This is a genomic window from uncultured Brachyspira sp. (genome assembly GCF_944390845.1).
GTDB lineage: Bacteria > Spirochaetota > Brachyspiria > Brachyspirales > Brachyspiraceae > Brachyspira > Brachyspira pulli.
The window spans coordinates 77,231-92,492 of the sequence record NZ_CALXRM010000003.1 but is presented as its reverse complement, the minus strand read 5'-3'; the positions used below and the strand labels follow the sequence as shown (position 1 = coordinate 92,492).

Genomic DNA, 15,262 nt, shown 5'->3' with positions numbered 1-15,262 from the left:
TTTCTAGAAATTTAAATTATAAGGAATACCTTCTTTTTTTAAAATAAAAGTGTGCAATATCTATGGCTCTTAAACAATTCATTTAGTATTTAATGCTTGATATTAAAACAAAATATAATATAATGTAATGCTTTTTAATTATAATTGTATTTGGGAAACGTATGAATAAACATGATAAAAAAATTGATGTATTTGAAAATTATCCTGTATATAAAGCATTAATAACTTTAGCACTTCCAACTATATTGGGCATGCTTGTCAATGTATTTTATAATATGGTTGATACTTTCTTTGTAGGAAAAACTAACGACCCTAATCAGGTAGCTGCCGTTTCTCTTACTATGCCTATATATTTGGTGCTTATGTCTTTCGGTTCTATATATGGTATTGGAGGAGCTTCGTATATATCTAGAAGCTTGGGAGCTAAAGATTATCATAAAGCTAAACAGGTTTCTGCATTTGCATTTTATGCCAGTGTTATTACTGGTATAGTATGTATGGCTGTATTTTTGATATTTTTAAAACAGATATTAAAATTATCAGGAGCAAGTCCTTATACATATAAATACGCTTCAGATTATTTACTTATAGTGGCATTCGGTGCTGTATTTGTAGTTTGTCAAATGTCATTAGGTCAAATAGTACGTTCTGAAGGAGCTTCAAAAGAGGCTATGATTGGAATGATGCTTGGAACTATTATAAATATTATATTGGATCCTATTATGATACTCTATATGAATATGGGTGTTGCTGGTGCTGCATTAGCTACAATAATAGGAAATGCATGCTCTACTTTTTATTATATATGGCATATATCTAGAAAAAGTACTTTCTTATCTATAAATATAAAAGAGTTCTCATTATCAAATGATATACTTAATAATGTTTTTTCTATTGGCTTTCCTGTGTTTATGAATAATGTTCTTATCAGTATAGCTAATATTTTAATAAATAATTTCGCCTCAAAATATAATGATAATGTTGTTGCTGGGCTTGGAGTTTCACAAAGAATATTTACTCTTGTACTTTTAGTTTTTATAGGATTAGGACAAGGGATTCAGCCTTTTATAGGATACAATTTCGCTTCTAAAAATTATAAAAGAATGAATGCATCAATAAAATTATCCTGCCTATTTAGTTTTGTAGCTGGTACTATATTTCTAATTATAGCTTTGATATTCTCTGAAGAATTAGTTAAAATATTTATTAAAAATTATGAAGTTATAGAGTATGGCTCTAAGTTTTTAATAGCAGCATATTCAGTGGCTCCTATTATAGGATTTCAATTTGTATTTATATCAACATTTCAGGCACTTGGGAAAGCATTGCCTTCTTTGGTACTTTCTATATGCAGACAAGGTCTTGCCTTTGTACCTGCTATATATTTAGGAACAAAATTTTTTGGAATAAACGGCATAATATGGGCACAGCCTATAGCAGACGTAGCTTCCATATTATTAGCTTCTATAATGTACATATACATTTATAGAAATGCTAAGAAAAAACAAATGATGTCAGAATCTTTATAACAGAAAATATACTTATAAAGGTTATAAACCTAATCAGCACTTGGGCGGGCGTTGCTTTTCAATATTTGTTTTTTAAGAATAATAAAGTTATAATTTTTTATTAAGATAAAAAATTTTAAAGGGCGGGGTATGTAAATAAGTTTTAAAGCTTTATTTTAACCCCACCCTATTTCTTTTAAATTCTTTTATGTTATTTTTACTGCATTTTTCCTTTTTATTTTAATCTGTTATTTTAACACCCACCCAAGTTGTTTTTAAATTTGTTATTTATATACCGCACGCAGAATAAAATTTTCAATTTAGAATGATTAATAATTTAAATTCAATTATATATTAAGCTTCATTAACCGTGCGTTAAAATAATGTTTAAATTATTTTTTTAATGTTTAAATTATTTTAATAAGAAAATTTTAATCTTTTATCCTCTTTAAAATTCTTTCTTGACGGGTTGCCTTCTACCCTATATATATTTTTATCCTTTATAGAATATATGCTTGACCAAATAGTATCTATATCATCTTTCTTATCATACTGACATATAAAACCATATTTGCCTGATAACAATTCTTTTGAAAAATCTAAATTACATTTATTGTTTTTAAAAGCGTTTTCTAATGTATTATATCTTTCATAAGAATGCACATTATCTTCTAAATCCGTTTGATAAACTTTCATAGATTCACTTGTAAAATGATTGGAAGTAAATACATAATCATTTTTTATTATATATTTTTTATCACAGTTGCATTCAACTAATACTATATTGGAATTTCTATCTGCTATAATAATATTTTGTGCTGATGATATAGGTACTTCTTTTAAAAAAGATAAAGCTTCATTTACATCATTACATTTTTCTAATATATATCTTATAAGCATGCCGGCATTAAAACCATAATTTATTTTTACTGGGTATACAAAAGTTAAAGCACAGGCAAGACCTTTTTCATTAATACCATCTTCCATTTCAATGAATGCCGTTGTATTTGCTATAAATGAATATGAATCATTTAATTTATAATATACACTATCACAATACTTTTCTATGCTTTTTATAAAATCACTGTTTTTTGCCAAAATAATATCATCATCTGTTTTAAATGCAAAAGAAGAACATTTATTTTCAAATGTAAAAGCATATATTGTAAATAAAAAATCTGCTATATCTTTATAATCCGTTTTTATATTATTGCTGCTTAATCCATCAGCCATTCCTTTTATTTCTTCTATTATTTCAGGAAAAAATTCTTTATATATTGGTATGCATTTTGCTGCAAAGACCTTACGCTCTTTTGATATTTTTATTTTATCTAAAGGGTTTATATTGTTTTTGGAAAGTATACTTCCATATTTGAAACCTGCTTCATAATGACTTCCCTTAAATCTTGAATGATACATACTATACTCCAAAAAATAACTTTATAAAAGGCTAGCATAATAAAAATTTAAAGTAAATATGAATAAAAAATTTTTCTAAAAATATGGTAATAAAAAAGGAGAGCCATAAAAAACAGCCCTCCTTTTTCAGTATTTTTCATAAATAATTATAGAGTATTAATCATCAAATTTCTGTCCCATTAATTGTCCATTAGCTGATATAAATAATTCCATAAAGTTATTTAATTTTACTTTATAATTTCCCCATTCTTTTTCAACATCTATTACAGCAGCTTGAGGATAACTATTTTGTATTGTGTTTGCTACTTTTTGAGGTAAAGCAGAAAGAGGTACACCATTATACTCACCGTCTATACTATGCCAATCGCCATTCATTAAAAAGTCTATTGAAGCACCATTTGATAATTTAACTTCAAATTTTCTTCCATCTCTCTCTACTTTCCATATCTGAGCATCTGGATATAATTGTGATATCAAACTTTGTGATTTCTGAGGAAGTGAAGAAGCTGGAACCAACCAATCAGCAAAAGCAGATGAAGTAGAAACTACTGTTAAAGTTATTAATAAAGCAAATAATTTTTTTGTCATAATAAATCTCCTTTAATTTTGTTCTTTGTTACTGTAAATTATCTTTACAATTATAAGTATAGCCTAATTACAGTTTTTGTCAATATATTTTACATTTAATTTACGATATTTTTACTTAAAGCATAAACTTACAAGAGTATTACAATACATTTAACACATATTAATATAAAAGAATATAAAATTTTATAAGTTTTGTAAATATTATTTACTTATTGTTCTAATGATAGGGCAATTAGAATAAAGTAATCATTTAAATTTTATCATATACATAATAAAACATAAAAATAAAACTTTATATAACAAAATTAAAAATATTAAAAAAAGTTAGATTTTTTAATAAAATCAAAATTTTTTTTGAAAAAAATTTGAATTCTATAAATAATTTTCCTAGACTACACCTATAAAATAAAAAAACTTTAGGAGTACAGAATTTGAACCTGGTTTAGGATACAGAATTGAAGATGACGGAAGAAAAGGAAGCAAGCTTGTACACAGTATATATTGGTCTGCTTATGGAGAAGTTTATGTAAGACCTATACAGGCTTTGGAATGGTACTTTGAAATGGATGTAAACAATGGAGTTCCAAAAATACAATCTCCAGTAAATGGATTACCTATAGCATTTGGTGCGAACACTGGTATAACTTGGTATTTACCTTCTTTGAATCCTAATAGTGCTCAATAAAAGATCATTGTTATAAAATAAAAGGGTATAGAAATAATTTTTTCTATACCCTATTTTTATGCCGCACGGTGAGCAGATTTTTAAATATAATTAAAATTGTATTATTAATCGATTTATATCATTATTTTAATTTAACGTGCGTTTTATGCATTCTAAATTTAAAAAAAATCTTGGGTGGGCAGCTAAAATAACAGTGGAAATAAAAAAGAAAAATAATACAAAAATGAGAGAAAAAGATTGAAAGCCTAAAGGGCGGGTAAATGTAATTAAGTTTTAAAACTTTTATTACAATCCCACCCATTATTCTTTATTAATTTCATTTGCAATTTTAATTTATTCTTTCTTATTTGCTTAAACAGGATTTAAAAACCCATAGTGTTATTTAAATTTTTAGCCTACACACCACACGATAATAAAAAACTAGTTAATAACATAAATTGAATTATTAACTAGTATAAACTTTTTAATATTTTAAAGTTATTAAAGACAAATCAATTATACTTCTTTAATTTTTACTCGTTAAATTTTGATTAAAGAAATCAGCTAATTTGTCAAAAGGTATTAAATCAGTTCTATCATAAAGATCAACATGATTAGCATTAGGTATTATTATTAATTCTTTAGGTTCCTTTGCTTTTTCGTATGCATCTTCACTGAAATATCTTGAATGAGCTTTTTCTCCTGCTATAAAAAGTATAGGTCTTGGTGATATAAAATCAATCTGCTCCAAAGGATAATAATTCATCAAACTTACAGTACTTATAATAGACATTGTAGTTGTTGCACGAGGGTGAAAGCCTCTCTCTGTACGATAATAACTGTAGAACTCTTTTACTATATCCGAAGAGTTTTCATCTATAGTTTCAGGTGTTCCTATTTGGTATTTTTTCTCACCTCCTTCATATTCATTCCATCTTTGCATAGAAATATCATCAAGCATTTTCTTTCTATCTTCAGCAGTTACAGAATCATATAAACCTTGACGTGCAACTCTGCCCATATCATACATACTTGCAGTTGCTATAGCTTTTATTCTTGTATCAATCTGTGCAGCACTCAAAACAAAACTTCCGCTTCCGCATACTCCTATAGCTCCTATTTCATTTCTATCAACATAATCAAGCGTTCCAAGAAAATCAACAGCAGCACTAAAATCTTCAGCAAATGCCTCAGGAGAAGCTGTATAATGAGGAGAACCTCCGCTTTCTCCATTATAAGAAGGGTCAAATGCTATAGTAACAAATCCTCTTTCTGCCATAGATTGAGCATATACTCCTGCTGCCTGCTCTTTTACAGCTCCATAAGGTCCGCCTATAACTAATGCTTTGTATTTTTGATTTGTATTAATATCTTTAGGTGTATACAAATCAGCAACTATATTTATTCCTAATCTATTATAGAATGATACTTTTTTTACTGTTACTTTATCACTTTTTTTAAAAGTTTTATCCCATTTCAATGTATTATTCTGTGCCATAATTGTACTTATAGGAAAAAGCATATATACTGAAAATAATACTGCCCTTTTTAAAAAAGTTTTTATCATTAGAATGTCCTCCGTTTTATTATAATTATTGTTATTATAATAAAATATTTATATATATCAAATATTTATTATTTATAACAAACTATACTTTTTAGGTATAGTATAAAAAATGAGATCAAACACCTGTTTTAACTAGATTTAAAATTTACATACCGCACGGTGAGCTGATTTTTTAATATAATAAACGTTGTATTATTAATTGATTTATATTTTTCGATTTAGTTTAACGTGCGTTGTATGCATTCTAAATTTAAAAAAAATTTTGGGTGGGCAGCTAAAATAACAGTGGAAATAAAAAAGAAAAATAATTCAGAAATGAGAGAAAAAGTTAAAAGCCTAAAGGGCGGGCAAGTGTAATTAAGTTTTAAAACTTTTATTACAATCCCACCCATTATTCTTTATTAATTTCATTTGCAATTTTAATTTATTCTTTCTTATTTGCTTAAACAGAATTTAAAAGCACCCGCCCTAATGTTATTTAAATTTTTAATGAATAAACCGCACGTTAAATAAAAAAGTAGTTAATAACACTAACTGCATTATTAACTAGTTTAAATTTTTTTATCTATTTACCGTGCGTATTAATAAATAAAATACCAACAATAATTTTTATTTTTATATAAAGACATAAAATATTGACAAATAAATATTATGGTATATACTTAATTAATGAAATACTAATATAAGGTTTAATTGATTATGTTATTTAATCGCATCGCATCGCATCGCATCGCATCGCATCGCATCGCATTATAATATCTTATTAAACTTTATAAACTCATTCTATCAAATAACTATCAAAAATTTATTTCAATCTTCGGAAATACTTAAATATATTAATGCCATCTCTTTCAGCATTGCAATAAAAAATAAAATAGGAGATATAAAAAATGAGAAAAATATTATTTTTACTGATTGTTTTATTGATGATATTTTCTATAGGATGCAGTTCAAAAAATAACTACACTATAGATAAATATCTTAATAGAGTTTTTTACAAAGTAAATAATAATGATACTACCAATTATTATTATATAGCTAAAGACGGTGATAAAATACTACCTATTTATTTTCCTCCATTTCGTACATTTAATAAAGTATTTGCACATACATTCATAACTAATATGCCTAATAACGAATATTATTATGTTGCTGATACACAATTTAACGATTTGTTTTATGAAGCAATAACATTTTATAAAGATAAGATGTATACCTATACCTGCGGAACAACATTTGATGAAATAGAAGAGCATGATAATGAAGAAGATACTATAATAAATGAGCTATTATATTCTAATACTTACATATTAGCAGAAAAAGATTCTAAAGAAGAAGAGTATATTGCAAGTATATATAGAAATTATATTCTTGAGAATAAATCTTTTAGTAATTACAAAAAAATATTATACAGTGATGATTATGATCCAGACACAGGATATCCTTTTAAAGGCAGTACATATATTAAAGCATTTGATATTTTATTTGGATATAATAAAAATAATATAGGAACAGAATCTAAAAAAAATGAAAATACAAAAATAGAAACAAAAGCACTATTACCAGATTTTAGAACTATGAATGATAAAGAAATACAAAATATTATATTTCAGATAGAACAAATGCAAAATAAAAATACTTATGAGGTTACAGCTTATGGTTATTTTGTGATGGCTATTGATGATGTTATACGAAAATATGGTGCTAATTCCCAAAAAGTAAAAAATTATATAGATAGTGTTAAGAATTATAACAGCTATACTGCTTGGTATAATGATTTGATAAATCTTAATAGTGAATATGAAGACAGTCCTGAATCAGATATTTATTAAATAAATAATAAAATTTTTGAGGAGAATACAATGAAAAAAATTTTTATATTATTTTTAATGGCTAGCTTTTTACTTTATTCATTTACAAAATCAGAACAGTCATATATAGATAAAAGTAAAATAACTAAAAATTCTTTACCAGATAATATGATTAATAGTACAGGAGACACATCTTATATAATTGCTTCTAGAGGAATAGCATATTATGATTTTAATAATAAGATGATAGATCATGAAGAACCAAATGAACTTGATAATTATAAATTGTATATAAAATATGCTAAAAAAAGTGATGTGAACGAATATGTTCCATATGCACAATTTACTGAGAAAGATAATACATATAATCTAATTTTTATGGATCATCAAGCACCTATAAAAAAATCATATGAAACAAGTTTTTTATTAAATAATGTCAGAGATTTTGTAAGTGCAAATTCTGTTTCATATTATTCTGGGAAAAGTATGAAGTGGAGATTATCATATCAAATTGATAATGATATAGTGGTATTATCTACTGTTGGATTGTATGCTGAATATGATAATATGGAATATAAAGGTAAAAAAGTTTCAGCTATTGAGTATGTATATATTTTTAGAAAAATAATTGAATGAGGATTTATTTATGAAAAAAATTATAATTATATTGTTTATTTTTACAAGTATATCATTCTCTTATGAAAATTATGATAAGGTTGATAGATATTTAAAAGAATATTCCAAAGAACTATCTTTGATTACTGATAATATTTGGAGCTATCATCGTGTCATTTATGCTCAAAAGAATGAAGTTATTCCTATATATAATGCTGCATTTGTAAAACTTACAAATCAAAATGGTAAGATAAGATTATATATGATAAAATTTTGTGCTAATGAAAATCATTTGGTTGATGAAACAGATGATTATGTATATGATAAAAAAAATATAAATGAATTTTATTATCAAGTTTATATAGCTACTGATATAGAGTATCAAACAACTTTTGATATTGAATTTACAAGCATGTATAAAATAACAAAAGATAATAGGTATTTATCAAAAGCTGTTAGAAGTGGTAATGGTGCCAATATATTAAATAAATTACCTCTAATAAGCGATGGTCAGAAAAATGAATCTTTTAATATGGAACTTGGACATGCATATGTTAATGAAAAAATACGACATCTTAGCGTTGGCTCATCAACTTACTATGTAGATTATGAATTTGAAGATTTTGATTTATTAAATGATATAATATATAATGGGGCTTTTAATTCTATGGCAAGACCTTCTAAAGCATTTTTAAATAATAGGAAAAATCTTTTAATAAGAAATAGAGAAGTCATAAAAAAAGAAATAGAAGATTTTGAAAGAAAAGAAAAAGAAGAAGCCAAGAGGAAAGAAATGGAAAAAATTAATCAGGCTAAAGAAAAAGAAAATTTGGCTGAAAAATATTACAATGAAGGAAATTATTATGAAGCTATAAATTTGTTAAATGAAGCCATAAAGTTAAATACTTATTCTGAAAAAAGTTATTTTTTATTGGGGAAATCACATTTAGCTAGAAAAGAATATGAAGCAGCTGCTGATAATTTTTATCAAGTATTATCATACAATAAAAATGATATAACAACTTGGTATTTATTTGGAAAAACATATTTTGAAGCAGAAGATTATAGCAGGTCTTTAAATGCTCTATATAAAGTAGAAGAATTAGATCCTAAAAATAAAGAAAATTTATTTATGATAGCAGCAGCTAATTACAATTATGGGTATAGAGATGAGGCAATAGAATATTTTAAAAAATATATAGAACTTGATAATAAAAATGATATTGTTTGGTATTGGCTTGGTAAATCATATGAAGGAATAAAAAATAATGAAGAAGCTGAAAACGCTTATTTATCGGGATTAAAGATAAATCCTGAAAATTCTGATATTTTATATGCTTTAGGGGAATTGAATAAGAGTACTGGAAATGTTCAAGAAGCTAAAAAATATTATGAAAAAGCTTTAGAGGCAAATCCTAATAACGATTCTTCTAAGAATAAATTGGAGCTTATAAATAGAGCTGAAAATATACAAAAGTTAAATAGAAGTTTAAATACTGCTAAAATTTTTAAAACTACTGGAATAGTATTAATGGTTGGAGGTGCTTTAACAACTGCTAGTCCATTTGTTATTCAGTATGTTAATACAAAGAATATAAATAGTATAAATTTTGACTTTTTAAACTCTTCTAAAACTGATAAAGATTCTAAACTTCAGCGTACTTTATTTTATACAGGGGTTGGTGTATTTGGTGCAGGCTTAATTACAACTATAATATCATCATTTGCAATTAATAATTTAGAAAGACAAATATCATATGCTTTTGTACCGATTTTTAATAAAAATGAATATGGCATTATGGATTATGGTTATGCATTTAATTTCAGTTATAAATTTTAGACTATAAACCGCACGATGAATAAAAAACTAGTTAATAATCCGCTCTGAATTATTAACTAGTTTATTTTTTTAATCTATTTACCGTGCGTATTATAATAAATAAAAATTAATCTCCAAAAACACTTTTTACTATACTGTAAATTGAAGAAGCAAATCTCTTATTTACTTTTAAAGGATTAATCAAAGTTTCAATACCGTCAGTAATTTCACAGAACTCAATATCACCGAAATTAATATCTTCATTAGCATCTATTCCAAAGTACATATAGTCGAATGAGAGATGAACTGCTATGTTGAGATAAGTATCTTTTAATATGTACTCGCAGAAAGTTCCTCCGTCCATAGCCTCGCCTCTAGCCATATCATACTTAGTAGCTAATGACATTAATACACCAGCCTTTATTGTCTTAGAATCAAGAGAATGAATTTTATCTTCTTTTATGTCTTCTTCTTTAATCTCTTCATATTTGAAATTAAGCTGTTCTATAGGCTGTGATATCTCATAATCTGATAATTGAGTTTTCCATTTCTCTATAGTGTCAGCATCTAATTCTGAAGGGTGAACCAAAGTTATTAAACTGTTCTCCGGTAAAGTGTACTCTTCTTCATCAACTGTATTGAAAGTACCGTCTTCCATGTATCTGAAACTCTGTATTAAATTGTTGTTCTCATCATAAGCACCCCAAATAAGTTTCAAAGCAAATATGTTCATTATTGGATTTTCAACAAATACAGTTTTGAAATTATTGTAAGTCCATTTTCTGCCGTTTAATAAAACTTTTTGAAGTCTTATTTTTTGATTCTGTATCAAAGTTTTTATTTCTTTCTTGAGTGTAGTACATTCTTTCTTAGCACTGTCAGCTTCTGCTTTGTCGTCTTTGCTGTTTGGTGCCGGAAGTGATTTTATTACTTTTTGTTTTTCATTATCTGTAATAGTTAATTCAAGATTATTGTCTATTGATAATGTGAATGTTCTTCTTGCTTCTCCGCCGTAATTTAGAACTCTTTCACCTTTTTGACTAAATCCGAAATTAGGTATTATTCTGTCTGAAAGCTCATCAGCTGTCATATCAAGTAAGTATGCAACATTTTCCATAGTCTCTATTGCTACTTCTTTTATTTTTGCTGTAGGTGATTTTCTTGTAAGACCGTCTACTAATATTAAGGCATAGTTCTTTCCGTTTAATGCCATACATTTTACAATAAATGCTGCCATAACAGTACGTGAACTTTTAGCAAATTCTTTTATTAGAGGATAAACTTTATCTATTTTCAAATCATCAGAATATATTAAATAAGGTATTAAAATATTTTTCTTTGTAGCTTCATAATTAGAATCTTTCCAATAAATATATAGCATCTCCAAAGCATTAGTAAATGAAGTAGTATCAAGAATTTCAGCAAGCATGTCGCAGTCTTTTAATCTTGCTGGCTCTACTAAATTCATATATTCCATAATGATATATTTAAATATTCTCTCATCAGCCAATGTTCCATTATTGTATAAAACTTTTGTCAAATGAACATCATCTAAGAATTTTATATTTTTTTCATAGTTTGTATTGTAGTAAGTGTCAATAAACTCCAAAGCCTCATCAATACTTTTAAAATAGTCGCCGTATTTTTTAAGATTCCAATTTTTAATAATATTTTTTAATGCTCCTTTAAGTTCTGATGATCTTGCTTTCTCTGACATCTTTTCAACATAAGGTCTTGTAATAGATTCATTATCAGAAATAACTTTAATACAATGTCTTTTTACTTCGGCTCTCTTTGTATTTTCAAGAACTGTATAAACTAAATGATAATCATTATAATGACATTTATTATACAATGTTCTTAATATATCTAAGGCTGTATTTTTATTGCTTGCTATATTATCTTTTATAAACTTATCATCATTTAAAATATTTGTTATATCTTCAAAATAGCTTTTTAGTAATTCATCTTTTACACTGTTTATAATAACATTATTATTTTCATCTACGCATCTAAGCTCTTTATATAATGTAGGAAGATATTTTCCGCCATAGTCATAATAATAATTTGAAATATCTCCTGCATAATCAAAATAATATGATAATAAAATTTCTTTTAATGTAATATTTAATTCTTTATTATTTAATAAATTATCAATAACTTCTTTTAAAGTTTTAGTTCCTATAGATGCCTGCACTTCTATATATCTTCTTATACCTAATTGAACAGGCAGATATTTAAAAATATCAAGAGCAAACTTTTTATAGTTTTTCATTTCATCAATGTCATAATTAAATAAAGAGAATAAATAATAAAGTTCTGTATCAAGACTAACTTCAGGAACTCTATCCCATCTGCTGTATAAACGGAATATATTTTTTTTGTCCGTATAATATTTAATAAGCTCGTCAAAGTTTTTATTTTTATCTTTATCAAATATTTCTTCTATTTTTTCTGTAGTAGTAAAAGCAGGTCTTTTATTGTATCCATCAGACTTATCTTCTGTAAATTTATTAGTTATAGTTTGAAATACAGGTATAGACTTTTTTAAATTATTTGTATCTAAATTATTATCATTATGCTCTAATAAAACGCCGCTAAGCACTATAAATATTCTTTTGTTTCTATCATTTTTTAAATCATTTCCTACTAAATTATAAATTCTATAAAAATCTTCTTTATAGTTTAAATATAAATCTCTTGCCCCATAAATAAATTCATAATGAAAATAATCTTTAAAATGTTTTGCTATAAATCCGAAATCATTCGGATAATTTACAGCTTTAAAAAATTTCTCTTTAGCTTTATAAGGATTTGTATAATCTAATAATCTTAAATACTCTCCAAGTTCAATATTCATATCAATAATATATTCTTTATTATTATTAAGCACTTCTATAAATTTATTTTTTATAGCCTCATTTTTATCTAAGATAGCAGCAATAACATTTAAAGTATCATAAAGATTAGGAAGAACATCGAATGATTTTATAGCTGCATTAATATATTTCTCATCGCATTCTTTATTATTTTTTATAACAAAACATATTGCAATCAATGGTATTACAGCATCTCTGTCCATTTTTTTTAATATTTTTTTATTATCATTGTTATTAATAATATCAATATATTTATCTATGTATTCTTGAAACTCTTTACTGAAGTATTTATTAAAATCTTGAAAAACTGTATATATTAAAGTTTCACCATTTAAAGTTCTTGACTGTTCTTTCTGTTCTTTATATCTTTTCTCATATCCATAAACAAGATATCTAAGTGACTTTTCAAAATCTCTATTGACTATATAATCAAAAATAACATATCTAGTTCCTCCTTCTCCTTCTTTATCTCTCCCGTAAATAAATATTTTCATAAAGTGTTCATATCTTTTCTTTAATGATTCATCTTCTATAGTAAAATAATCTTTCAAAAAAGCATATTTATAAGGAAAATAATCATAAGTACTCTTTCTTATTTTACTGAAATCATTTGTAGATTCGCATTTTGCCATATCATCTTCTATAGCAGAGCCTTGATAATATATTGCAAGTTTTTCTTCTAAATCCATAAATTCACCTCTTATCATTAATCTATATTAATGTATAGTATATATATTTTTTATTTATTGTCAACTTCTTTAAGTTCTATTTACCTAACATAACCCCATCGCACGCAGTATAAATAATAAATATAATTGTATTATCATACAATTTATATCATAAATGATAATGCATTTACCGTGCGTTGAATAAAGTTTCAAAGTTAATAATCACTTGGGCGGGTGCCTTAATTTTTAATAAAGCATCAAAACAATTAAAATTATAATTACAGAACAAAGCAACAAAGAATTAAGGGCGGGAATCTTAATAATTTTTTAAGATTAAAATATATTCTAATTCATTTAAAATTGTTTTTTAGCTGTTATATAAGTTTCAAGTAAAAAAATATCTTTGAGACTTTAATTTATAATTAAAACTAGAAAAATATATAAATTTATATTTTAATAAGAATATAGTTAACATATATAACTTCATAATAGTATTGACAATTAAAATATATACTGTATACTCTTAGCAATATTAACAAGTTTTGGATATTATTATGACACAACACAACACAACACAACACAACACAACACAACAATAAATTAAAAGAAGATATAGATAATATAGTATGGTGGATTCCATTTCGCAAGTTAAGAAATAGCATAAGAAATATATTAATTTTTCAATGTGAATATTTAGAAAAAATAAACACAGTAGAAAATAAAATAAACACAGTAGAAAATAAAATAAACACAGTAGAAAATAAAATAGATATTCTTTCTAATTATTTGAATATTAATACCAATATTAGAAAGAATGAATTTAGTAATATATATAGAAAATCAATATGGGGCGGTAAAGATAAATATGAAGGTAGAAGTAAAAGTGGTAGTGGCAGTTCTTTAGAAGTAACATCAAATTTAAGATTAAAACTAGTAGATATTATAAAAAGATATAATATAAAAACTTTTTTAGATGCTCCTTGTGGTGATATGAAATGGATGGAAGAAATATTAGATTATATAGAAAATTATATAGGTGTTGATATTGTAAACGATATTGTAGAAGAAAATAAAAGAAAATTTATTGGGTTTAATAATATCAAATTAAAATGTGTTGATTTATTGCAAGATGATATAGATAAAGCAGATTTAATATTTTGTAGAGATTGTATACAACATTTATCTAATTTGGAAGCTCAATTATTAATTAACAATATGATTAAATCAGGCTCTAAGTATTTACTAATAAGTACTCATAGTAATGAATCCAATGACAATAGATATAAAGAAAAATATAGTCAAGCAAAAGCTTTGAACTTAGAAAAACCTCCTTTTAATTTTCCGCATCCAATAGAGTATCTTGAAGAAGAAACTTTTGATAAATGGATTGGATATAACAGAAGAATGGCTTTGTGGGAAATATCATCCATACCAAAACAAAATGTCTATAATGTTTAATATCATATTATAGTCAATAACTATATATTGGTAAAGCTAAATACTTTTTTATTAATAATCAATTGATATTTGGGTTTAATTATTTAATAAAATACTAGCTATAATATTTGTACATGATTTTATCAAATTAAAATCTAAAATTATTAATTTATTACAGGAATTAAATTGGAATATATTTTTAGATTTCAGATTTATAAAATACTTTTATACCAATAATATCAATTCCTATATATAAATTATTGATTACCTATTTATTTGTATCTATA

9 protein-coding genes and 1 pseudogene are annotated in these 15,262 nt (G+C 25.2%); 6 read left to right on the top strand and 4 right to left on the bottom strand.

The window, feature by feature from the left end; translation table 11 throughout:
* Window positions 1-161 precede the first annotated feature (161 nt).
* Entirely contained in the window at window positions 162-1,529 is a 1,368-nt protein-coding gene (locus tag Q0K52_RS01255) for an MATE family efflux transporter (protein WP_297295628.1), read from the top strand.
* A gap of 396 nt (window positions 1,530-1,925) precedes the next feature.
* Here the strand turns inward: Q0K52_RS01255 and Q0K52_RS01250 are convergent, their stop codons facing one another.
* Together Q0K52_RS01250 and Q0K52_RS01245 are read right to left on the bottom strand one after the other, a co-directional pair.
* Complete coding sequence (locus Q0K52_RS01250; protein WP_297295627.1) at window positions 1,926-2,927, bottom strand: C45 family autoproteolytic acyltransferase/hydolase; 1,002 nt, start codon at window positions 2,925-2,927, stop codon at window positions 1,926-1,928.
* Between the two features lie 156 nt (window positions 2,928-3,083).
* Window positions 3,084-3,515, bottom strand: a complete 432-nt coding sequence (locus Q0K52_RS01245; RefSeq protein WP_297295626.1) for a PepSY-like domain-containing protein — start codon at window positions 3,513-3,515, stop codon at window positions 3,084-3,086.
* Window positions 3,516-3,945: 430 nt separating this feature from the next.
* Between Q0K52_RS01245 and Q0K52_RS01240 the strand changes: the two are divergent.
* Window positions 3,946-4,200 (top strand): annotated as a pseudogene (locus tag Q0K52_RS01240) (cell surface protein); the annotation flags it as partial.
* 505 nt (window positions 4,201-4,705) lie between these two features.
* On the opposite strand, the gene Q0K52_RS01235 reads toward Q0K52_RS01240, so the two are convergent.
* Window positions 4,706-5,746, bottom strand: a complete 1,041-nt coding sequence (locus Q0K52_RS01235) for an alpha/beta hydrolase (protein WP_297295624.1) — start codon at window positions 5,744-5,746, stop codon at window positions 4,706-4,708.
* Between the two features lie 890 nt (window positions 5,747-6,636).
* Between Q0K52_RS01235 and Q0K52_RS01230 the strand changes: the two genes are divergently transcribed.
* From Q0K52_RS01230 to Q0K52_RS01220, 3 genes are read left to right on the top strand one after another with little or no spacing between them, the layout of a single operon-like run.
* Window positions 6,637-7,578: a hypothetical protein gene (locus Q0K52_RS01230; protein WP_297295622.1), complete on the top strand. Its 942-nt coding sequence runs from the start codon at window positions 6,637-6,639 to the stop codon at window positions 7,576-7,578.
* A 30-nt stretch (window positions 7,579-7,608) separates the two neighbouring features.
* Window positions 7,609-8,193 carry a hypothetical protein gene (locus Q0K52_RS01225; protein ID WP_297295620.1) on the top strand — a complete coding sequence of 195 codons (585 nt, stop codon included), beginning with the start codon at window positions 7,609-7,611 and terminating at the stop codon, window positions 8,191-8,193.
* Window positions 8,194-8,203: 10 nt separating this feature from the next.
* Window positions 8,204-10,012 carry a tetratricopeptide repeat protein gene (locus tag Q0K52_RS01220; protein ID WP_297295618.1) on the top strand — a complete coding sequence of 603 codons (1,809 nt, stop codon included), beginning with the start codon at window positions 8,204-8,206 and terminating at the stop codon, window positions 10,010-10,012.
* Window positions 10,013-10,118: 106 nt separating this feature from the next.
* Here Q0K52_RS01220 and Q0K52_RS01215 read toward each other — a convergent pair whose 3' ends face one another.
* On the bottom strand, window positions 10,119-13,559 hold the full coding sequence (locus Q0K52_RS01215; protein WP_297295616.1) for a DUF4132 domain-containing protein: 3,441 nt from the start codon (window positions 13,557-13,559) through the stop codon (window positions 10,119-10,121).
* A 765-nt stretch (window positions 13,560-14,324) separates the two neighbouring features.
* Here Q0K52_RS01215 and Q0K52_RS01210 point away from each other — a divergent pair.
* Window positions 14,325-14,996 (top strand): class I SAM-dependent methyltransferase, encoded by a 672-nt coding sequence (locus Q0K52_RS01210; protein WP_297295614.1) that lies wholly within the window; start codon window positions 14,325-14,327, stop codon window positions 14,994-14,996.
* Window positions 14,997-15,262: the final 266 nt, after the last annotated feature.

Coding starts and splice junctions, on each gene's coding strand:
- Q0K52_RS01255 (WP_297295628.1), top strand. CDS start 162: ATGAATAAACATGATAAAAAAATTGATGTATTTGAAAATTATCCTGTA.
- Q0K52_RS01235 (WP_297295624.1), bottom strand. CDS start 5,746: ATGATAAAAACTTTTTTAAAAAGGGCAGTATTATTTTCAGTATATATG.
- Q0K52_RS01245 (WP_297295626.1), bottom strand. CDS start 3,515: ATGACAAAAAAATTATTTGCTTTATTAATAACTTTAACAGTAGTTTCT.
- Q0K52_RS01215 (WP_297295616.1), bottom strand. CDS start 13,559: ATGGATTTAGAAGAAAAACTTGCAATATATTATCAAGGCTCTGCTATA.
- Q0K52_RS01230 (WP_297295622.1), top strand. CDS start 6,637: ATGAGAAAAATATTATTTTTACTGATTGTTTTATTGATGATATTTTCT.
- Q0K52_RS01250 (WP_297295627.1), bottom strand. CDS start 2,927: ATGTATCATTCAAGATTTAAGGGAAGTCATTATGAAGCAGGTTTCAAA.
- Q0K52_RS01220 (WP_297295618.1), top strand. CDS start 8,204: ATGAAAAAAATTATAATTATATTGTTTATTTTTACAAGTATATCATTC.
- Q0K52_RS01225 (WP_297295620.1), top strand. CDS start 7,609: ATGAAAAAAATTTTTATATTATTTTTAATGGCTAGCTTTTTACTTTAT.